Annotated in this window: 13 protein-coding genes; 3 read left to right on the top strand and 10 right to left on the bottom strand. The window is 53.3% G+C overall.

Annotated features, from left to right (window positions below):
* The first annotated feature begins 21 nt into the window (after nucleotides 1-21).
* On the top strand, nucleotides 22-1,428 hold the full coding sequence (locus Q4E93_RS05865; protein ID WP_303583372.1) for a sensor histidine kinase: 1,407 nt from the start codon (nucleotides 22-24) through the stop codon (nucleotides 1,426-1,428).
* 12 nt (nucleotides 1,429-1,440) lie between these two features.
* Here the strand turns inward: Q4E93_RS05865 and Q4E93_RS05860 are convergent, their stop codons facing one another.
* Nucleotides 1,441-2,367 (bottom strand): phosphoribosylaminoimidazolesuccinocarboxamide synthase, encoded by a 927-nt coding sequence (locus Q4E93_RS05860; protein WP_303583371.1) that lies wholly within the window; start codon nucleotides 2,365-2,367, stop codon nucleotides 1,441-1,443.
* A 95-nt stretch (nucleotides 2,368-2,462) separates the two neighbouring features.
* Between Q4E93_RS05860 and Q4E93_RS05855 the strand changes: the two genes are divergently transcribed.
* Nucleotides 2,463-5,177 carry a TonB-dependent receptor gene (locus Q4E93_RS05855; protein ID WP_303583370.1) on the top strand — a complete coding sequence of 905 codons (2,715 nt, stop codon included), beginning with the start codon at nucleotides 2,463-2,465 and terminating at the stop codon, nucleotides 5,175-5,177.
* A 93-nt stretch (nucleotides 5,178-5,270) separates the two neighbouring features.
* Here Q4E93_RS05855 and ychF read toward each other — a convergent pair whose 3' ends face one another.
* Nucleotides 5,271-6,371, bottom strand: coding sequence for a redox-regulated ATPase YchF (gene ychF / locus Q4E93_RS05850; RefSeq protein WP_303583369.1), 1,101 nt, complete (start codon nucleotides 6,369-6,371; stop codon nucleotides 5,271-5,273).
* Between the two features lie 161 nt (nucleotides 6,372-6,532).
* On the opposite strand from ychF, the gene Q4E93_RS05845 reads away from it, so the two are divergent.
* Nucleotides 6,533-7,918 (top strand): nucleoside recognition domain-containing protein, encoded by a 1,386-nt coding sequence (locus Q4E93_RS05845; protein ID WP_303583368.1) that lies wholly within the window; start codon nucleotides 6,533-6,535, stop codon nucleotides 7,916-7,918.
* Between the two features lie 77 nt (nucleotides 7,919-7,995).
* Here the strand turns inward: Q4E93_RS05845 and Q4E93_RS05840 are convergent, their stop codons facing one another.
* The 8 genes from Q4E93_RS05840 to Q4E93_RS05805 all read right to left on the bottom strand — a co-directional run bounded on the left by Q4E93_RS05840 (nucleotide 7,996) and on the right by Q4E93_RS05805 (nucleotide 21,216).
* On the bottom strand, nucleotides 7,996-8,745 hold the full coding sequence (locus Q4E93_RS05840) for a DeoR/GlpR family DNA-binding transcription regulator (RefSeq protein ID WP_303583366.1): 750 nt from the start codon (nucleotides 8,743-8,745) through the stop codon (nucleotides 7,996-7,998).
* A 97-nt stretch (nucleotides 8,746-8,842) separates the two neighbouring features.
* On the bottom strand, nucleotides 8,843-10,537 hold the full coding sequence (locus Q4E93_RS05835) for a RagB/SusD family nutrient uptake outer membrane protein (RefSeq protein ID WP_303583364.1): 1,695 nt from the start codon (nucleotides 10,535-10,537) through the stop codon (nucleotides 8,843-8,845).
* A 33-nt stretch (nucleotides 10,538-10,570) separates the two neighbouring features.
* Nucleotides 10,571-13,843, bottom strand: coding sequence for a SusC/RagA family TonB-linked outer membrane protein (locus tag Q4E93_RS05830; protein ID WP_303583362.1), 3,273 nt, complete (start codon nucleotides 13,841-13,843; stop codon nucleotides 10,571-10,573).
* A gap of 61 nt (nucleotides 13,844-13,904) precedes the next feature.
* On the bottom strand, nucleotides 13,905-15,845 hold the full coding sequence (locus tag Q4E93_RS05825; protein WP_303583359.1) for an outer membrane protein assembly factor BamB family protein: 1,941 nt from the start codon (nucleotides 15,843-15,845) through the stop codon (nucleotides 13,905-13,907).
* A gap of 186 nt (nucleotides 15,846-16,031) precedes the next feature.
* Entirely contained in the window at nucleotides 16,032-16,490 is a 459-nt protein-coding gene (locus Q4E93_RS05820) for a hypothetical protein (protein WP_303583357.1), read from the bottom strand.
* Between the two features lie 173 nt (nucleotides 16,491-16,663).
* Nucleotides 16,664-18,808, bottom strand: a complete 2,145-nt coding sequence (locus Q4E93_RS05815) for an OstA-like protein (RefSeq protein ID WP_303583355.1) — start codon at nucleotides 18,806-18,808, stop codon at nucleotides 16,664-16,666.
* 8 nt (nucleotides 18,809-18,816) lie between these two features.
* Entirely contained in the window at nucleotides 18,817-19,806 is a 990-nt protein-coding gene (locus tag Q4E93_RS05810; RefSeq protein ID WP_303583353.1) for an MlaD family protein, read from the bottom strand.
* A 375-nt stretch (nucleotides 19,807-20,181) separates the two neighbouring features.
* Nucleotides 20,182-21,216, bottom strand: a complete 1,035-nt coding sequence (locus tag Q4E93_RS05805; RefSeq protein WP_303583351.1) for an N-acetylmuramoyl-L-alanine amidase family protein — start codon at nucleotides 21,214-21,216, stop codon at nucleotides 20,182-20,184.
* Between the last annotated feature and the right edge of the window lie 213 nt (nucleotides 21,217-21,429).

Here is a 21,429-nt window from a genome sequence, read left to right as displayed (position 1 = left end):
AACCCTTAAGGCTCTGATACCATGCACACGGCTGTAAAGAAGATCACCGTTTTTCAGTCCTATGTTAAAAACATTGGATACAAGCCCTCTCTTGGGAGCTATGAAAAAAGGAAGCTGGGGATCTTCAACCTCATGAATTTTGTCGGGCTGCTATCAGGTGTCATCATTCCCATCGTCATCCTGCTGAACAAGGAGAATATGCCGGCCTACGCCTGGCTCATCGCCTGTAGTCCTACGCTCATCAGCCTGCTGGTGATGACCCTCACCCATCATCAGCAACATGAGCTGGGCCGTACCTGTTTTTTCACGCTGTACCCCGTGATGACCTGCGTGGTGTATGCCGTCCATATCGACCTGGGCATCGAGTTCTTTTTTGTCCTTTACGGCGTCTTATCGGTCTTCTTCCTCCGGAAGCTATACAATATCATCTTTTGCTTCACCTTATCCATGGCCTGCTATTTTTCAGAGAACACGTTCTGGAATACCTATATCTATCGCCTGGAAGAAACGCATTATTACTTCTTTATCTTCAACCACCTGCTGGCGCTTTTATTCATTTTCTCCGGTCTGCTGCTGATCAAGAACGAGAACAGCAGGTTCCAGCAGGAGAGCCATGAGAAGAATTTCCAGCTGCGCCGCAGCAACCTCAAGATCCTGCGGCACAAGGCGGACATCGCGGAGAAAGCCGCCCTGTTGCAGGAGCAGACCCAGCAGCTGACGGAGCTGAATACCCTCAAGAACAAGCTGTTTTCCATCATTGCCCATGACCTGAAGAACCCCCTCTATGCCCTCCGTAATCTTTTCCGGAATATCCAGCGGTATGACCTGCCCGGGGATGAGATCAAGATGCTGGTGCCCGATATGGTCAACGAGCTGAGCTATACGACGGGATTGATGGAGAACTTACTGCAATGGGCAAAAAGCCAGATGTACGCAGAGGCGGTAAAGCCACAGATGCTGGACATTTCCAAGATCACACATGAAGTATTGCAATTGCTCCGTCTGCAGGCGGAGGCAAAAAATATTTATATCCGCAGCAAGCTGGAGCGGCCGGTTTTTGTCTATGCCGACAAGGATATGATCAACCTGGTCCTGCGCAACCTGTTGTCCAATGCCATCAAGTTTACGCCCGACAAGGGCACCATTTCCATCGAGGCCCGGGAAATGCGCAGCCACATCGAAGTGTATGTTCAGGATACAGGTATGGGCATCTCGGAAGAGGTCATTCAGAAGCTGATGGTGGAAGACATCTATTACACCACCAAAGGGACGGATGGCGAAGCCGGCACGGGCCTGGGCCTGATGCTGTGTAAGGAATTCCTTTCCAAGAATGGAGGCCGCATGCACGTCCAGAGCGAGCCCGGCAAGGGCAGCATTTTTTCTTTCACATTGCCGAAAGGGGAAGAGTCAGCTTCCGGGATCGCATGAATCAAGGCGCCTTCAGCTGAGATTGCTTAAAGAAAGCAACGCACGCTGGTATGTCTCCTCATCACTCAGCGCCTGCGGCTTGAAGGGCTGGCCAATCACTTTTTCATACAGTTCAATATACCTGCCACTAATGGTTTTCACCCATTCGTCGCTCATTTCCGGGACAGTTTGTCCTTCCTTGCCCATGAAATTATTTGCGATCAGCCATTCCCGGACGAACTCCTTGCTCAGCTGCTGCTGCCGTTCGCCCTTCTGCTGACGCTCTTCGAAGCCCTCCGCATAAAAATAACGGGAGCTGTCAGGCGTATGGATCTCATCCATCAGGTAGACAGTGTCGCCTATCTTTCCAAATTCATATTTCGTATCCACGAGGATCAACCCTTGTTTGGCGGCGATCTCTTTTCCCCGTTGGAACAGGGCCAGCGTATATTTCTCCAGCTGGCTGTAATCCGCCTCGTTCACCAGTCCCCGGCTAATGATCTCGCTGCGGGAAATGTCCTCGTCATGCCCCACCTCTGCCTTGGTGGAAGGCGTAATGATAGGGGAGGGGAAATAGTCATTTTCTTTCATGCCCTCGGGCAGGGCCACGCCGCAAAGCTCCCTTTTGCCGGAATGGTAGGTCCTCCAGGCATGCCCCGTCAGGTTGCCCCTTACGACCATCTCTACCCGAAAAGGGTCGCATTTACGGCCGATGGCAACGTTGGGAGCCGGGGTATCCACCAGCCAGTTGGGACAAATATCGCTGGTAGCCTTTAGCATATATGCAGCGATTTGATTTAATACCTGTCCTTTATAAGGGATGGGGCGGGGAAGGATGACGTCGAATGCGGAGATACGGTCCGATGCGATCATTACCAGCCAATTGTCGGCAATGGTATAGACATCTCTTACTTTGCCGCGATAGAAATTCGTCTGATGAGGGAACTGCAGTTGCTTCATTTATCGTAATTAGGGCCCAAAATTAAATTTTCATTCCTACATTACAATCAGTATTTTAGTCATACGTTTCAAATCTTATCACGAAAACTTGCGCTATGGGAAAATATTTGACCAAAGCCGGCACTTTACTGGTAGCCGTCTTTTCCTGTTTTATTACTTTTGCCCAGACCTCTGTCACCATCACCGGCCACATTCAAAATTCGCAAACCAAAGAAAGGATCCCCGCGGTATCTGTCTCCCTCAAAGGATCAGGTGCCGGCACCACCACCGATGACAAGGGGAATTTTAAACTGACGACTACCCGGCAGCCGCCGTTTGTGCTGGTATTTACTTCCGTGGGGTTTGAATCAAAAGAGGTGACAGTCACAGGCACTTCCGAGATCAATGTAGACCTTACACCCGGCTCCATCCTGGGGACGGAAGTAGTAGTCTCCGCCAGCCGCGTACAGGAAAGCATACTTGCCTCTCCTGTTTCCATCGAGAAACTAAATGCCACGGCTATCCGTCAGATAGCGGCTCCTACATTCTATGATGCGCTGCCCTCCCTGAAAGGGGTGGAGACCAGCGTACAAAGCCTCACCTTCCGCGGAGTGACGACACGAGGGTTCAATGCCAATGGCAACACCCGTTTCAACCAGTTCATTGACGGGATGGACAACCAGGCCCCCGGTCTGAATTTTTCCGTCGCCAATATCGTAGGCCCTTCCGACCTGGATGTGGCCACCGTGGAGCTGCTGCCCGGCGCCAGTTCCGCACTTTACGGCGCCGGCGGTATGAATGGTACCCTGCTGGTGACGAGCAAAAGCCCCTTCGAATACCAGGGGCTCAGCGTCAAGCTGCAGGGCGGCGTCAACCATGTGGGGAAAAAGCAGCAGTCCAGCCTGGGTTTTATTCCGGACCTGTCCGCCCGTTATGCCAAAGCCTTTGGAAAGTTTGCTTTCAAGCTCAGCGTCAGCTGGCTGCAGGCCGATGACTGGCAGGCGAATGATTCCACTAATTTCAACCGGCTGATGCTGAAGACCAAGCCCGGTTTCAACCACACGGCCGACCCAGGCTATGACGGCGTCAACGTATACGGCGATGAGATCAATACCACTTTTGGCCCTACAGGCGGAGCGCTGAATGGCGTCACCGTCAGCCGCACGGGCTACAAAGAGGCCGACCTGGTGGATTACAGGACCAAGAATTTTAAAGGGACGGCGGCTATTCACTACCGCCTGACCGATAACACAGAGGCCATCCTCCAGGGTAACTATGGCTCGGGCACCACCGTGTACACCGGTTCTGACCGCTATTCCCTGCGGAACTTCAACATAGGCCAGTATAAGCTGGAAGTGCGGGGGAAAAGATTCTATGTAAGGGTCTATACTACCCAGGAACGTTCCGGAGAAGCCTATAACGCCACGGCATTGGGCACGCTGCTAAATGAGGCGTATAACCCCAGTGCAAAGTATGACAACGCAGGCAACGTCATCGGGGGCTGGTTCGCGGAATATGCCTTTGTATACAACACGGCGAGAGCCGGCGGAGCATCTGACGCCCAGGCGCATGCGTCCGCCCGCGCCTATGCGGACAGGGACAGGCTGCAGCCCGGCAGCGCGCCATTCAACACGACAAAGAACACCATCACCAGCAACTACATCGGGTTTGGCGCAGGCCGCAATGGCGCCAAGTTCAATGACAAGACCAACCTCTATCAATACGAAGGCATGTATGATTTCACCGATCATATAAAGGTGCTGGAACTGCAGGTCGGAGGCAGCTTCCGTCACTACTCCCTCGGGTCCAACGGCACGATCTTCGCCGACAGCGCCGGCCGCATCGGCACCGACGAGATCGGCGGCTTCCTGCAGGTGGGAAAGAAACTGGTGAACGACCGTATCCACCTCATCGGCTCCATCCGGTATGACAAGAACGAGAATTTCGACGGCAGGGCCACCCCCCGTATTGCGGCTGTGTTCACAGTGGCTCCGCAGCACAATATCCGCCTGTCTTACCAGACGGGCTATCGCAATCCCACCAACCAGGACCAGTGGATCGACCTGCCCATCCGGGCCAACACCCGCCTGATCGGTGGACTGCCCGCGATCATCAATGATAAATATCATCTGAATACCAACAAAGGCTATACCCAGGAGAGCCTCGCTAAATACCAGACGACCGGAAATCCGGCGGACCTGCAGCAATATACTTTCGGAAAGTTCAAGCCGGAGACCGTGGACGCCTACGAGATAGGGTACAAGGGCCTCATAGCGAACAGGCTGCTGATAGACGCGTATTATTATTACGATCGTTACAAGGACTTCCTTTCCTACCTCGTCCTGATCCAGCCCGGCAGTGCGGGCCTGGCCAATCCCAATATCTTCGCTACCTATGTCAACAACCCCAACAAGGTGACTACGCAGGGCGCGGCGCTGGGACTGGATTACCTGATGGACAACTGGGCCGTATCCGGGAATTTCTCCTACAACGACATCACGAAGGACGAGGGACTGGCCAATAGCTTCAACTCCCCGAAATACCGGTATAACCTGGGCCTGTCCAACAGGAACGTATATAAGAATATAGGGTTCAACGTCACCTATCGCTGGCAGGACGCTTTCTTATGGAACTCCAGCTTTGCTACTGGCAACGTAGCTGCCTTCGGCACCGTGGACGCACAGGTGAGCTACAAGCTGCCAGCAGTGAAGACGATCATCAAGCTGGGCGGATCCAATATCACCAATCACTATTACCAGACTTCCTTTGGCAATCCTAAAGTAGGGGCCGTATACTATTTGTCGTTGACCTTCGACGAAATGATCAAATAATCCGCCAAAAAAAAGGCCGAAAAAGGGTTGGCAACGCCAACCCTTTTTCGGCCCCACAAGAAAAGCCCGGCGTGAGCCGGGCTTTTCTTGCATCTATACGTTGAATCTAAAATGCATCACGTCCCCATCCTTCACCACATATTCCTTCCCTTCTATCCTTAGCTTCCCATTGTCCCTTGCCGCAGCTTCCGACCCGTACTGGATGAAATCATTATAAGCGATCACTTCCGCCTTGATAAACCCTTTCTCAAAATCCGTATGGATCACGCTGGCAGCCTGCGGCGCCTTCCAACCTTCATGGATCGTCCAGGCCCTTACTTCCTGCACGCCCGCCGTAAAATACGTAGCCAGGTTCAGCAGCTTATAGGCGCTGCGGATCAGCTTATTCAGGGCAGGCTCCTTCATTTTGTACTCTTCCATGAAGAGTTCCCTGTCCGCGGGGTCTTCCATTTCCGCGATCTGCGCTTCGATGGAGTTGTTCATGATGATGACCTGGGCGTTTTCCCCGGCAACGGCAGCTTGCAGCGCTTCGGAGTATTTATTGCCCGTGTGCATCGACGCCTCGTCCACATTGGCTACATACAGCACCGGTTTTTCCGTCAGCAGGAAAAGGTCCGCAATGGCCGGACGGTCCTCTTTCGCCAGGTCCAGCTCCCGGATGCTCCTGCCTTTTTCCAGGTGCTCCTTACAACGTTTTAAGACCTCATATTCCGCCTTTACTTTGGGGTCGGCCGTCTTCAGCAACTTCTCCGTGCGGCTGAATTTCTTTTCCACACTTTCCAGGTCCTTCAGCTGCAGCTCCGTGTCGATGATCTCCTTGTCGCCGACGGGGTTGATGGCCCCTTCGTCCCGGAGGATATTCTCGTCCTCGAAACAGCGGATCACGTGTACGATGGCATCCACTTCCCGGATATTGGCCAGGAACTTATTGCCCAATCCTTCCCCCTTGCTGGCGCCTCTCACCAGGCCGGCGATGTCTACGATCCCCAGCTGGGTGGGGACGATGCGGTGGGGCTTCACCAGGTCCGATAGCTTGTGCAGCCGTTCGTCGGGTACATCCACCAGCCCCGTATTGGGCTCGATCGTGCAGAACCGGTAATTGCTGGCCTGCGCTTTGGCGCTGTTGCTGACGGCATTGAATAAAGTCGATTTCCCTACGTTGGGTAATCCTACGATCCCTGCTTGTAAACCCATTATATTCTTTTTTTTTGAAACGGACCAGAGGCCCGCGTCCCAATGGGACAGACATAATATCCTTCCGGAAAACAGGTTATTTTTTACGATCACCGGTTTTCCGTATATTTTTCGGCCGCGAAGGTAGCTAATTTATAGGCAATTAATGCTATTTTTATCGCATGGCATTAAGCAGGATATGGGCCGCCTTCATCATTATTTCCGTGCTCGTGGCGGGCATAAAATACGTTACTTCACCCGCGGACAAAGACATTTTCGCTGCCATGGTGATCGGTAAGGCAAAAGACACCATCCGGGTCGCCCAGCCGCTTCCTCCAACGGCCGCCCCTTCAACGGTCACCCCCTCAACGCCCCCCGCTTCAACGGCCACCCCGTCTCCCGTTCCGGCGTCCAATCCCGCCTCCTACAGGCTCCAGGAAGCCGATGGCGTGATCGAGACCTGCAAATCCGCCGTCAATCTGTCCCTGGGACTCATCGGGATCATGGGCTTCTTTATGGGCCTGATGAGCATAGCCGAGCGGGCCGGAGGGATCCAATTGCTTTCCCGCATCATCGGTCCTTTCTTTTCAAAGCTTTTCCCCGAGTTGCCCCCGGGACATCCCGCCATGGGACATATGCTGATGAACTTTTCCGCGAATTTCCTGGGACTCGATAATGCCGCTACGCCTTTTGCGCTCAAAGCCATGACCAGCCTCCAGGAGATCAATCCCGACAAGGACCGGGCCTCCAATTCCCAGATCATGTTCCTTTGCCTGCATCAGTCGGGGCTGCAGCTGGTACCCGTGAGCATCATCGCCCTGCGGGCTTCCATGAAGGCCGCTAATCCCACTGACGTATTCATTCCCATCGTCATCGCCACTTTCGCCGCCACGCTGGCTTCCCTGCTGATCGTCTCGTTCAAACAACGGATCAATATCTTTCAGCCGGCCATCCTGGTCTGGCTGGGAGGACTTTCCCTGCTCATCGGGACCATCGTCGTCTACCTGAGGACGCTGGACTCGGACGGCGTCCAATCCTTCTCCCGGGCGCTGGGCAACGGGCTGATCCTGCTGATCTTCCTGCTGATCATCGGCGGGGCGGTGTACAAGAAGATCAACATCTTCGACGCCTTTGTAGAAGGGGCGAAAGGAGGTTTCGAAACGGCCGTTCGGATCATACCCTACCTGGTGGGCATGCTGGTCGCCATCAGCCTTCTCCGCAACAGCGGGGCCTTCGGCGCCGTGATCGACGGTCTTCGCTATATTTTCACCAAAATAGGAGTGGACACCCGCTTTGTCGATGGGCTGCCTACGGCATTGATCAAACCGCTCAGCGCGGCTGGGGCCCGGGGCATGATGGTAAGCACAATGGCAGCTGATCCCAACAGCTTTGCGGCTCGTCTTTCCGGCATACTGCAGGGCTCTTCCGACGCCACGTTCTATATCATCGCCGTCTACTTCGGGGCGGTATCGGTGAAGGACACTCGCTATTCCATCGGGGCGATGCTGCTGGCGGACCTGGTAAGCATCATCGTATCGATCTCCCTCTGCTATCTCTTTTTCGGCTAAAAATTACGGCTTAAAATGAAACTACCTCACGATCAGTGAGGCAGTTTCGATGGTGGTTGTTCTCTCATGTGTATATGTCACAAAATCTGAATACCTTTTTTCCGGTAAGGCTCCAGCATGGGATCGTCCGGGCGTAATTCCGTGATCAGTATATCAATGTCTTCGATCGGGCAAACATGAAAGGGCTGGCAGGAATTGATCTTTTCGGCAATGGAAAGGCACACCACCTTTTTCGAAGATTCGATCATAGCCTTCTTGATCTGTACCACATCCCAGTCATTGTCCGTAATACCATGCTCGGCGTCGATGGCATTGACCCCCAGGAAGCAGAGATCGGCTTTTATCTGCTTGATCTTGGCGATAGCCTCACCCCCAACGGTTATTTTCGAGTTTTTCGAAACCTTGTCCCCTATGAGTATTACTTCTATATTCGGATGGTGCGTATATTCCATAACGACAGGAATAGAGCCCGAAATAAACGTGGCCTTCAGGGATTGGGGGAGTGCTTTGGCCAGCTCGATCAGGGTAGTGCCGCCCGTCGTCATCACGAACATATCCTTATCGATCAAAGGAATAGCCTTACGTGCGATCAGCTTTTTCTGCGGATGGGCATACACGTTCGTGGAGGGGTAATGAAAATCATTGAAAGACAAGGACAGGGCGCCGCCGTGGACTTTGATGATCTTGCCGTTGTCGGCCAATTCCTGCAGATCGCGCCGGACGGTGTCTTCCGATACGTTGAGGTCGAGGCTGAGGTTGGCGGATAGCACCTGGTTATGAAGATTTACCTGGTGCAAAATGTAAGCCTGCCTTTCCTGTTTTAGCATAGTTAGTCTGATTCTCACCCTAAAATAATGTTTTTTTTCAAAACGAACCGCAGGTTCGTTGTCCCAGGGACAGTTATTAAAGGTTTCACGACATTCATTACCATCCGGGATTTTGCATGTGATCTGCAATATCCTTCGGATAAAGCGCAAGCTGGGACGTAGGTATCGGCGACAGGTAATTCCTGTCAGCGAATGTCCTGGTCACAGGAAGCTTATAGGGGGTGATATAACCATTTGGATTCAGCTTCACAGTGCCATTGGACGGTACCTTGGCGCCTAAATAGGCATCCGGGTTGGCCGTATAGTCCATGTAGTAGCCTTTTTTCCATCGCATCAGGTCCTGGAACCGGAATCCATCCATCATCAGCTCTGCGCGTCTTTCCCTGCGGATCTCCCATATAAGCGAGCTGACATCGGCGTCTTTCCTGGGGTCGGTAAATCCCGGGTCCAGGGTGAGATGCGCTACATTAGCCCTGTCCCGCAGTTTGTTAATGGTATTGTCCAGGTCTGCCTGGGTAATGGTGCCCAGCTCGGCTGCTGCTTCCGCGTAGTTCAGGTACACTTCGGCCAGCCAGAACAGGGGAGCGTCCGTAGTGGAGGTATTGATCGACGTGGGGATGGATTTCAGTCTGCTGGTGTCCGGCAGATACTTGATGGGCCGGTACCCTGTGCTGGACGAAAGGCTGTTCTTTACATGCCCGATGTAATAGTAATAACTGCTGTCGATGGTAATACCCAGCCGGCTGTCCCGGTTGGCCATTACGTCACTCACGGTGGCATCGCCCTTGTACAGCGGCGAAAGGCCGATGGGCAGGCCATCCTTGCACAGATAAGATTCCACGGCGGACTTGGTAGGGCCGTTCATAGCCGTGCTGCTATATAGATAAGAGATGAGTGAATGCTGAAGGAAGGTGGCCTCATATCGTTTATAAAGGATGATCTCTTTGTCCCCCGACAGGTTTTCACTGTTATATGCCGTCTGGTAGCTTTTGTCAAGCGCATAGGAAGGACTGCTGATAAGCGTCTGGGCGGCATTCTTCGCTTCGGTCAGATATTTGTCCGCATCCGGCAGGCCAAGCTCCGTATGATATTTCCGGTAAGTGCCTTCGTACAGGCAAACACGCGCCTTCAGCGCCAACGCAACGTCTTTGTTGATGGTGTTCGGCTGGTCTGCCTGGCGCAGGTTGGCTACGGCATAATTGAGATCCGCAAGCACGCTGTCCATCACCAGCTGGCGGGGATCGCGGGGCTTGTAGATCTGCCCCGAGTCACTGATCGTCGTGGAATGACCGTACCAGGGAACGCCGCCAAATTCCTGCACCATTTTGAAATACTGCAGGGCCCGGAAAAAACAGGCTACTCCTTTCCAGTGATTTTTGGCTTCATCAGCCATCGGCACCAGGTCCACCCGCTCCAGCATGATATTCGCCTTGCGGACATATCCGAAGGATACGAAAGCATAGGTCCACGTGCTTCCCACAAGGTAGGTGGTGTTCACCGTCCAGTCTGCATTGGTGACAGGAGGGTTCGACGGAAATTGCGCCAGGCTCGGAGAGGCCTGATCATCCGACAATGTGGGAAAATAAAAGTCACCGTTAGTGTTCGAATTGTTGCCAAAGCCGGGGAATGAATTATAAAATTCCCAGGCATAGGTGCGTACGCTGTTCTCCGTCTTCCAGAAAGTAGGGTCCACCAGCGTGTCTGGATTGGTGACATCGATGTACTTTTTACAGGCCGTACCCATGGTCATCACAAAGAAGGCCATCGGCAGATATCTTATTATTGATTTCATATTCAGAAATTATGCTGATTAAGAATTGCTGTTTTAAAAGGTTAGTTGCAGCCCCGCCGAATAGCTTCTGTCGAAAGGATAGGTCCTGCCTGTAAAGCTTATACCGCCGGATACCGAGCCGTCCGTGATCTCCGGATCGATGGGGACGCCGACATGGGAGATGGTAGCCAGGTTCTGGCCGCTGAGATAAAAGCGGAGTTTTGTGATGCCAGCCCTTGTCAGTACCCTATTGCTCACTGCATACCCCACCGTCACGTTCTTCAGCCGGCAATAAGCCATATTCAACAGGTATTTCGTCTGAGGATAGAAGTTATTTCCTCCTCTGTATAAGCCGGCAATGACTCCCGTTGTATTGCCCGGGTAAGGCCTTGGATATTTGGCATTGGGATGATCCGGCGTCCAGAAGTTCATTTGATTGGCATACAGGATATCGATGCTCTGCCACAGGGGAAGAACGGTCTGTCCCGTACCCCACCAGTCGCGTTTACCTACGCCCTGGATAAAGATATCCAGGTCGAAGCCCTTCCAGCTGCCGCCCAGGCGAAGGTTGTACAGATAACGGGGCTGGTTATTGCCTATCTTCTTCAGGTCCCCATGGTTGTTAAGGGTGAGGTTGCCATAGCTGATGCTGTCGTCCGGATGGCCATTGGGTCCGGTGAGGTCCTTGTATTTAATATCGCCGGGACCGTATTTGAAATTACCGCTCGATACCAGCCCCGTCTGCTTAGCCACGCCGGCTTTATAAGTGCCGTCCGGGTTGAAGTCGTCCGCGGTGAAATAACGCTCCGTTTCGAAGCCCCAGATCTCTCCATAGGTCTTTCCCTTATAATTTTGATCCGTGGCAAGGGAAAGATTGGGGTTGCTCCATTTCGTGAATACGGTCTTGGCATCGGAAAAGCCGATGGTTCCATATACCTGCAGATCCTTGCCGATGGTGTAATTGGCATCGATGCTCAGCTCATAGCCGCGGGAACGGAAGTTGCCCGCATTGATGCTGGGACCACCCGTCCCGAAAGTGGCCGGCACACTGGTGGCCTGGATCATGCCCTTGGTATCCCGTTGATACCAGTCGAAGCTGAAGCCAATATGGTTATCCAGTATCCTTGCATCCATCCCGAAGTCCAGCGTTCCTACTCTTTCCCATTTGAGGGATTGAGCGATCGCTCCCGGCTGGCTCACACTTTGCGCGATGGTGCCGGCATTGCTTACCCAGGCAGTGGGAATGCCGTTCATGATGGGAAGATAGGGGCTGCTGCCATCAGCAGTAACATCCTGGTTACCCAGCTCGCCGTAAGAGGCGCGGACCTTCAGGTCGGACAGTGTTGGTTTCAGGCGCTGCATAAAGGACTCCTCGCTGATGCGATAGCCGGCAGAGGCCGAGCCGAAGAAAGCCCAGCGATCGGCCGGAGGAAAGTAATTGGAACCGTCATATCGGCCATTCACTTCCAGCAGGTATTTATCCTTATAGTCGTAATTGATCCTGCCGAAATAGCCGGCAAAAGCTTTCTTGCCATGTCCCTTCGTGCTCCACCCCGTTGGTACGCCGGATGAGGTAGGGCCGCTGGTCTGTGTTCCGGGCGTCAGGCCAAGCTCGGGCTGGGTGGGATCTAAAAGACCCTGGCGGGCGGCGTAAAAGTTGATGTTCTCGTCTCTTTCCGCGTTGACGCCTCCGATGAGCTTAAAATGATGGTCTTCTATAATGTTGGGCTGCCAGGTGAAATAACCGTTGAAGGTGTTGACCAGCATCCTTCCCGAAGTATACTGGGTAAAATCCTGGCCGGCAGTGGCGATATTGGTCAGGTTCAGTGCACCCGCCGTCCAGAAATCCCAGGCCTGCACGGGACCGCCGGATTCATGCCGGAGCAGGTTGTCCCTGCCGATAGTATAGTCTGCACGGAAATTGAGGTTCTTCAGGATCTTGACCGTGGCGCCAAGGTCGATGCGGGAATAGTTACTGGTCAGGTTAGCCTTGCTGGCTGCATCCATGTAAGCGGAGTTCACACGAAAATACTTGCCCTGGTAAGTGCCGTAGGGAAAGTAAGCGCCCCAGCGCCAGAAATAGTACCAGTAGTCCTGGTATTGGTAGGGATAGTCGTATTGATAATTGCGGAAGAGCGTTTTGACGTTGACATCCAGCCAGGACGTGACATTGGCGTTGACGGATGCAGTGATATTGTATTTTTTTACGTCATCCGGGTTCATCTTGAAAATGCCACCGTCATAGCTGTATCCGCCGGACAGGTAATAGGAGATCTTTTCGCTGCCGCCTGATATGCTCAGGTTGTGCTGATGGGACAACGTATACTTATTCAGCATCTCTTTTTTAGGATCCCATACTTTGTAAAAATAAGTACGGCCATCGGTGGGATCGATGTTCCAGTCCTCTCCTTTCACCATTTCCTTCCCATTCTTGCCTTTGTATTGCTGCTTCCAGTTGATGATGCCGGCCTTTAGCTTGAGCATGTTCATGCCGAAAGTCTCCGGAGAAGCGACGTTGCTGCGCACCCCGGCATCGTTCAAAGCCTGTAGCTCGAATTCCGGATCGGCGAAATCCGGTAATACAGTAGGCGTATTTGCGGAGAAGTTATTATTATAGGATATGACGGACTTCTGATTCTTCCGGCCTGTCTTGGTCTTGATCAGCACCACCCCAAAGGCGGCCCGGGCGCCATAAATGGAAGCGGATGCCGCATCCTTCAGAACGGAGATGCTTTCGATGTCCTGCGGGTTGATGACGGAGAGATCGTCGGTCTGTACATTGTCCACCAGGATGAGGGGCCGGCTGGAACCATTGATAGATCCGATCCCGCGTATCTTGATATCCGCACCCGCCGTCAGGCCGCCATTGCCATACTGGATCGTAAGGCCGGGCACGACACCCTGCAAGGCTTTGGTAGGATCGTTGATCGGCTTGCTGCCAAAAGTCCTCGTTACATCGACGGTAGCGACTGCACCTGTGAGGTCCGCCTTCTTCTGCGTGCCGTATCCCACCACCACCACCTGGTCCAGCGCCTGGTTGGAGCCTTCCAGGTCCACCTGGTAAAAGACAGCATCGGTGATGGCCACAGTCCTGGGCTTGTATCCCACAGAGGAGACGACAAAAGATTTAGCGCCATTGGCATCGAATGTAAATTTGCCTTCGGCATCCGAGGCGACGCCTTTGGCGCCTGGGAGCTTAATGCTCGCCCCGGCGAGGGGGGTGTGGCTGTTCTTGTCATAGACCTCACCCTTGATCTGCTGCCCGAACGCATAGCTGGTACACCAGCAAAGCAGTCCGAACAATGACAGTGCTTTGTAATTTCTCATAACGTGTAAATTTTAGTTTTTCCCGGTTGAAGTTGAGTTTGTATAATGATAAACAGTTTGCTTACTTTGGTTCCAGGCCCTTGTATTGCATGATGCTCCCTTCTATCAGGCTCACCCAGATATTGCCCTCCCCATCGGCCACGATCTTATTGACGGAGGAATTCCCCGCCTTATGCTCGCGTAGCACTTTTCCCGTTAAGGCATCCAGGGCGACGAGTATCCCATTCTTCGTTCCCGCATACACCACGCCGTTACATTCCAGGATAGGGCAGGGGTTGTGCTCATAGCCGAATCCGGCATTGGTCTCCCACTCCAGGTGGAAAGTGTCTGTCCTGGTAGAGACGGCGATGATCGTGTCGTTCATCAGCTTGGCGTACACCTGTCGGCCGTCGGCGGAGATCCCCATGGACTCCCGGACATGCCGGGTATTGTCCCTCCAGATGGTCCTGCCGCTGGCCAGGTCGATGGCCGTCATACAGCGGTCGGGGGCTACGAGGTACACTTTCCCTCCTGCGATGGCAGGCACCGTATTACCCGGCGAATAAAGCGGGTTGGCCTTGCCGTTATCCCATTTCCATTTCAGCTGACCCGTGCCCGCGTCGAGACAATAGAGATGACGGTCCCACGCGCCGAAGAGGACGGCATCCCCCGCAGGCGATAAAATGGGTTTTGCCTGCAGCTGGTTGTCAGGCGAATCGTTCTTCCAGATCAACCTGCCGTCCTTAATGCCGATCTTAAAGAAATGACGTCCCGTGCCGATGTAGAGCGCTTCGTCCTTCACCAGCCCTTCGCTGATACCCGGCTCACCCGTGGATAGGTTCCATTTTTTCTTGCCGGTCCTTACCTCCACGCCATGGATAATACCATCCACGGTGCTGAAAGCCACGATACCCTGCCCATAGACGGGCGTACAATAGATGGAGCCGCCATACTGGTTTCGCCAGAGGAGTCTTTTCGTAATGGGATCGAGCGCCTGCACCTGCCCCCGGGAATTGCCATACACGATCGTATGCCGGTCCACAGGCAGCACGCCGGTAAAGATGGAAGCGCTGTCATGCATCCGGAAAGGAATGACAGCCCGCGGATAGGCGGCATTGATGGAAGTATCCGGCCTGGGGAAGGACACCCGGTTATGGACCACAGGGGACGGGTCCGCCAGTGAAAAGGCCACAAAGGGTTCGCCTGCCTGTTCATGCCATCTTTTTTCATAAACATAGGCGCTGTCATGCCGTAGCACCAGGATATTGTAGCCGGGGACATTGGAGCCGGTGATCAGGGCCGAACGTCCCATCACCCCGGGCAATCCGTCGAAATTATGGAGGGACAGCCGGTGGCCATGCCCGCAAAGCACCAGCCGGGTATTGTATTGCTTAAGAATATCCGTCACCTCCCACCAGTTGTCCAGTCCATCGCCCAGGGGATAGTGGGAGAGAGAGACCACCGTCTTTCCGGCGCCGGCCTCCCTGGCCAGTGTCTGCCGCAGCCAGCGGACATCTTCCTCCTTTACATGGCCGTCGCCCATCTTCATGAAAGGACCGGTATTGCTGCCGATGAACAGGTACTTGCCGGCTGAAAAGAAGCACCGGTCGCTACCCCACAGGCGGGAAAAGGTCTGACAGGCGCTTTCCGACCAATTCGTCTCATGGTTGCCCGGGACGATATGGAGGGGGATCTTCAGCCCGCCCAGGATGCGATGGACAGTGACCAGCTCCGTATCCAATCCGCTGTTGGTCACATCGCCGGTCACCACGGCAAAGTCATAATCCCCTTCATTGATCTCCGAAACGATGTTTTCCAGGTTCGGCTCGCTGACGGCGCCGGGCGATACATGGATGTCCGTCAGAAAGGCAATGCGCAACCCCCTGCCATCATCGGTCTGTTGTGAAAAAACCTGGTTGGAAAAGCCTGTGAGAAGGAATGAGATTAAAAGGCTTGGATAGAAAACCCGGAAGCAGGCAGTTATTGTACCCGCCAAAGAACCCAGTGTTGCCGGTTTTTGCATGATAGTTCTGGTTAAAGCTGGATGAAATTAATGCAAAAAGCCGCAAAAAGATGCAGAAACAAAAAAATAACAGAAAAAACACGTAATTCTAACAGGATTTTAATCCGTAGAACTACGTGTTGGCCGCGAAAATGGAAAGGAAATGCGTTTTTATGCGGGTTTATTCGCCCGCCAGGTCAGATGCAGCTAGAAGGTAAATCGGGCGGTCAGCGCAAAGGCGTCCGGCACAAAATTGATGCTGGGAATGATGTCCAGCTCCGGCTTCCAGTCCAGGGACAGGTTGAGGGGGGCATTTTGAAACTTATAATCCAACCCCACGACGCCCGTAGGTCCCAGGAAAGTAGTCCGGTCTTCAAAGCCGATGTAGCCGCCGGCGCCATAGAACCAGGTAAAGGCCGGCGTGCCGCCGATGAGCTGATGCTTTTCATATAAACCGCCCAGGCCAAAGCGGCTGTTGCCGAAGGAGATCAAACCTTCCACGGCGCTGGTCTCATTCATAAAGTATTTCACGCTGACAGCATTATTCAATGTGGGAGCCGATGAGCTGAATCGGACACCGATCGCCACCTTATAATCCTGTGCTGACAAATGATTGTACAGGCCGGCACCTGCCATGAGTACCAGGCAAAGGGTGAATGCTCTCATAATAGATTTTATCACCTTTGAACGGTGAAAGGCACAAAAGTATTGATGGCACTCTGTTAGAACTTTCTTAAAATGCGTGCACCGGGTTCGCAAGCAATATAACCCGGTGCACGCATATCTCTTATGACGGGCCTTCGGCCAAGATGCCTGTGGCATCTTTTTGCGTGGGCAGGCTATTCAAACAATTCTTCCTTGGACTTGGGCCGCCGCGCTTCCATCCATTTGAAGCCGCGCAGGCGCATTTCGTCGAAGTTGACTTTTCGGAAAGGGATCATGCTGCCTTCCACATCATTGCGCATGACCACCTTCCGCAGCTCCCTGCCGGAGTCCGTTTTCTGCCCGAAGATCATATCGATGATGTCGGCATGCGCCTTGTTTACACCTGTATAGGCCTTGTAGTCGTCCTGGACATAATAGATGCTTTCAGCGTTGCCTTTCGCCCGCATATAATCCACCTGCCCCTCCTTGAAGTAGGTGTTGATGGTAGTGCCCTTGATCTGGTTGAAGAAAGCTTTGCCGACTTTATTGATGGCCAGCGCGTTTTCAAACACATAAAGGCGATTGGCCTTTTTATTCTTCGTATAGACATACATCGTATCACCCGTGATCTGGTAGTTGCCATTGCCCCAGGCAATGGGATTATAGAAGAGCCGGAAGATGGAATCCTGGCCCGAATAGTAAAGACTGTCGGCTACGGCTTGCAGCGAGTCCGAGAAGATACGCACATGATGATAGGCCAGTATATAGCGCAGGCTGCTGTCAGTGATGGGCGCATTGGATGTGTCCGTAAATTTTTCATGGTCCAGGTCCCGCGCGGGCGGGCGGGCCGCCTGCACCGGAGCGCCGGCTCTTGCACTGTCGCCCGGGGGTACAACCAGTCCGGGCGGCGGTTTCTGCCCGGCAGGAAGTCTCATTCCGGGGCGCACGGAAGGAGGGGGCTTGAGTCCCGGGCGGGCGGCCAGCACCGGGCGCCTGTCCTTCATCGTAGTGTCCCGGAGTGAAGCTTTCACCAGACTATCCGTCCTCGCCAGACTATCCGTCCTCACCAAACTGTCTGTCCTCACCAGGCTATCGTTCTTCACCAGGCTGTCCACCCTGATTTTAACCACGCTATCCTTCCGCATCAGGCTGTCCCCCCTCACTTTCACCACCATCGGATGGGTGCTGTCGGGGCTGGAGACCAGCAGCGTGTCCCGCGCATTCACGCCGTCAATGGCCCTCCGGTGGAGGCTATCCGCAGAAGACTTATATAATGAGTCGACATATTGCCGGTGTAAACTGTCCAGGACATCGACATTCTTTTGGATCACGGGCCTGTCGATCAGCCTGGCCGAATACAACGTGTCGGCCGTAAGATAAAGCGAATCCTTATCCTGCCGGATGATCATCAGGGGCTTGATCGTCGCCAGGAAAGTATGCTTCTTCTGGTTGTTGATCATGTTGCCGGCAATGATGGCGACACCTTGCGCCGTATCCCGGTAAACGGCATTGCCCACGGCCGTGCTGATGCCCGTGCTGTCATTGACGACGACACTGTCCCCCGTCAGCTTCTGCGAGCCGTCGGTAATGGTGGGCCGCAGACCGAATTCCGCTTTTTTATTCCGCAGGTCATAGAAACCCGACCTGGTCCGCACCGTCCGGTGCGTGCTGTCCTTGAACAGGATAAAGGTCTCCGTGATAAAAGTGGAGACCTGCGTGTTGGTGTTGTACAGGAGCGAGTCGGACGACAGATCGTATTGCGGGTCCCGCAGCACGACATTCCTCTTGAAGATCACATCCTTCGTCTCTTCGTAATAGATCCCGCTCTCACTGGTGAGCACGGAGCCATTATTGACGATCTTACCGCCATGCTCGTAAGTGCCTACCTTCTCATTGAGGTCATACTGGAGCTCTTCGGTGGTAAGGACGCCCTTGCCATCCGTCATCTTTACGTTTTTCTGAAAATGGACGATCTTTTTATCGACCTCGTATTTCATATAGTCGGAATAGATGTCCGTTGAATCCTCGTCATTGATATGGACGTGACCGAAGGATTCGATATAGTTGGCGCTGGGGTTCATGATCATGCTGTCGCATTTGATCAGCGTCTTTTCTTCTTTGATGCGCACATCCCCCACCAGGGTGGTCAGCTGTGTGGCAGAATCCACCGTCGTCATTTTATAGGTCTGCGCATGCAGGATCTGTACCACCTTCATCGAGTCGCTGCCTGGCTTCCGGAATGGAATGCCGTTCATTTGTGGCTGCTGCGAAAAGGCTTTCCCCCCGGCGAAAAGACCAAAAAGGACCAGCAAGGCATGGATAAACGCCCTCGTGCTCATCTTAATTTTTATTTATTAGCGGGTTTCACCGAGTCCACCGGGGCCATCAGGGGGCCGCTCTTGTCCTTACGGCCGAATACGGAGATATTGACATACCTTTTCGGGTGTACCCGAACGTCGTCCAGCAGGATGTTGAGGCTGCGGGAAGTGCTTTCCAGGTTTTGGTAGAGCTTTTTATCGTTGAGCAGAAGGCCCAGAGATCCATTATTGCTGTTCATCTTCCCGATCACTCCTTTCAGCTCATTGACAGTGGACTGAAGGCTCTCCACGGTTTCCGGTATCTTGGCCGTTGCCAGGTTGGACGTGGTCTTCTCCACATTCTCCAGCGTATGAGTGATATGGTCATTGTTCTTCGCCAGGTTGGCGGTGAAAGTGTTGACATTCCGCAGCGACTGGGCCAGGGCGCCCGTTTGGGCATTCAACAGGATCTGAATCTGGGCCGTAGACGCCGCCAGGTTGGCGGCGATGGCGCTGAAATTGTTCTTTAGCCGGGGATCGAACATGGCGCCAACGGCCTGTATCAGCGAATCCAGGGATTGCAGCGTACCCCCCAGCTTCAGGATCACGGGATTTACACTGGCCTGCACCTGTGAGAGGAGATTGGACTTCTGCTTGGTGAGCAACGTATCCCCATCGGCCAGGAATTCGGGAGCATCCCCTTTACTGATGACGATGGATGCAGAGCTGATGAGTCCCGAATTGATGACGCCAACGGAGTTTTTGGGGATATGAACGTCCTTTTTCAGGCTGATGGTCACAATGATCCCTCGCGCCAGGTCCTTATCCGCCTCGTTGATAGCGGCCACGGAGCCGATGGACAGCCCATTGATCAGCACCTGGTTGGAGACTTCCATACCTTCTACATTGTCGAATATGGCATAGATCTTTTTCGAATGTTGGAAAAGACTGCTGCCCTTCAGCCAGTTAAATCCTATTATGAGCCCTGCAACAGCCACCACGGCCATTACTCCGATCTTAAATTCGTTGGAAATTTTCATCTGTAAAATTTGATCAGTATAAGTTATGTTTAGTCTCCGGTGCACGCAAACCTACACCAATATGCCCGATTCACAAAGAACGGACGTATGGTCAGCGTCGCTGCCGAATGTGGCCATCCGTAGGCTAGGTTCACCTTCACCATTGAAAAGACATTATTACAAGGTAAATGTAGTGAAATTGCCGTCTCCTGCCTTATAGAGAAAGTTAAGATTAGGGGCAGGGCGCCTCGCTCATATGCGAGCCGTCATTCTTGCTCGCCAACGGTCCGTCATTTCAGCTCGCCAACGGTCCGTCATTTCAGCTCGCCAACGGTCCGTCATTCTTGCTCACCCACGGTCCGTCATTTTAGCTCACCAACGTTCCGTCTTGCTCGCTCACCGGCGGGCCGTCGTCATGATAGCCCGGGGCTTGACCGTTGGTTTTTTCCGGAGCTCTGCCGCCAGTGCGGCGGTCCTGGCCTGCGTGACCATCGCCCCGCTGCCATCTCCGGTGGCGGCATGTCCTTCCAGGGTGTCTTTGTATTTCTTCAGCGCACGGATAATGTCTCGCACGATCTCTTCCTGCCCTTCGTCGCTGTTGAGGTAGATCTCCTCTTCCTTATTGCTGAGGAAGCCGGTCTCGATCAGTACACTGGGCATGCCCGTCGCCTGCAGCACCTGGATACCTTCGTCCCGCTGCATGACCCCGTCACTCTTGCGGCCGGCCTTCACGAATTCATCTTCCACCAGGGTGGCGAACAGAGCGCTGTTGGCAAAATATTTTTTCTCGTAGAGTTGGGCCTTGATCTTCGCCTCGGGGGTATTCATGTCAAAAGCCGCTTCCGTGCTGTCTCCCATTCCGCCCTCGACATCACCGCCTTCCCGCTGGCTGATGGCGGCCCCTTTGAATACGTTCCGGTCCGCTTTCCAGATATACGTGCCCGTACCGATCCTGGTGTTCTTCACATATCGGGTCTGGTAGATGGGTACCCTTCTGCGCCTTTTCCCCTTGCCCACCATCTTATGCCCCACGACATCCCTGACAGCGTATGTGCCCGGGGTATGGCCGTCATTGTTGGCATGGATACAGATAAAGAGATCGCCTCTGGATTTGTTGGCCAGCTCGGCCCTGTAGTGTAAACCCTGGTTCTTGGTAGGCATATTGCCCGGCATGATATCCGTGGTGCGGGTATATACCAGCTTTATATCGGGAAATTCTTCTTCGATGGCCTTGCCGAGTTTAAGCGAGATGGCCAGGGCTACGTTCTTTTCCTTGGAAAAAAGTCCTTCCGTGCCCGGGTCAAAGCCGCCATGACCTGGATCGATGATGATAGTACGCAGCACCGGCTTCTGTCCAGGACGAGTATCGAATGCACTGATAGAGCATATAATTCCCGCTAGAACGAATAAACTGGTCACCTTTTTCATCATAGTCATTGTTAATTTACAGATCGGACCAAAGGTTCGATGGCCGAAGGCCCGACATCAAATATTCCGAACAATTGGATTAAATTTTATGTGAAAATCCAGTTGTTCGCATTTTTCTCCGGAATCTTCACATATTCTTATGGCTGTAATAGCTATTTTTGTGCGTCCGCCAACAGGACGAACCCCCGGTTGTATGAATATGAACGGACGCAAAAT

Origin of the sequence: Flavitalea plasmicola, assembly GCF_030546645.1 — a bacterium.
Lineage (GTDB): Bacteria > Bacteroidota > Bacteroidia > Chitinophagales > Chitinophagaceae > Puia.
Note: the sequence above shows the minus strand (reverse complement) of the source record. Positions and strands in the feature narration are given on the sequence as shown.

Bases quoted from the DNA above. Each gene is read 5' to 3' on its own strand.
- Q4E93_RS05840 (WP_303583366.1), bottom strand. From the start codon at position 8,745: ATGCTAAAACAGGAAAGGCAGGCTTACATTTTGCACCAGGTAAATCTT.
- Q4E93_RS05845 (WP_303583368.1), top strand. From the start codon at position 6,533: ATGGCATTAAGCAGGATATGGGCCGCCTTCATCATTATTTCCGTGCTC.
- Q4E93_RS05855 (WP_303583370.1), top strand. From the start codon at position 2,463: ATGGGAAAATATTTGACCAAAGCCGGCACTTTACTGGTAGCCGTCTTT.
- Q4E93_RS05805 (WP_303583351.1), bottom strand. From the start codon at position 21,216: ATGATGAAAAAGGTGACCAGTTTATTCGTTCTAGCGGGAATTATATGC.
- Q4E93_RS05820 (WP_303583357.1), bottom strand. From the start codon at position 16,490: ATGAGAGCATTCACCCTTTGCCTGGTACTCATGGCAGGTGCCGGCCTG.
- Q4E93_RS05810 (WP_303583353.1), bottom strand. From the start codon at position 19,806: ATGAAAATTTCCAACGAATTTAAGATCGGAGTAATGGCCGTGGTGGCT.
- Q4E93_RS05860 (WP_303583371.1), bottom strand. From the start codon at position 2,367: ATGAAGCAACTGCAGTTCCCTCATCAGACGAATTTCTATCGCGGCAAA.
- Q4E93_RS05830 (WP_303583362.1), bottom strand. From the start codon at position 13,843: ATGAGAAATTACAAAGCACTGTCATTGTTCGGACTGCTTTGCTGGTGT.
- Q4E93_RS05815 (WP_303583355.1), bottom strand. From the start codon at position 18,808: ATGAGCACGAGGGCGTTTATCCATGCCTTGCTGGTCCTTTTTGGTCTT.
- Q4E93_RS05865 (WP_303583372.1), top strand. From the start codon at position 22: ATGCACACGGCTGTAAAGAAGATCACCGTTTTTCAGTCCTATGTTAAA.
- ychF (WP_303583369.1), bottom strand. From the start codon at position 6,371: ATGGGTTTACAAGCAGGGATCGTAGGATTACCCAACGTAGGGAAATCG.
- Q4E93_RS05835 (WP_303583364.1), bottom strand. From the start codon at position 10,537: ATGAAATCAATAATAAGATATCTGCCGATGGCCTTCTTTGTGATGACC.
- Q4E93_RS05825 (WP_303583359.1), bottom strand. From the start codon at position 15,845: ATGCAAAAACCGGCAACACTGGGTTCTTTGGCGGGTACAATAACTGCC.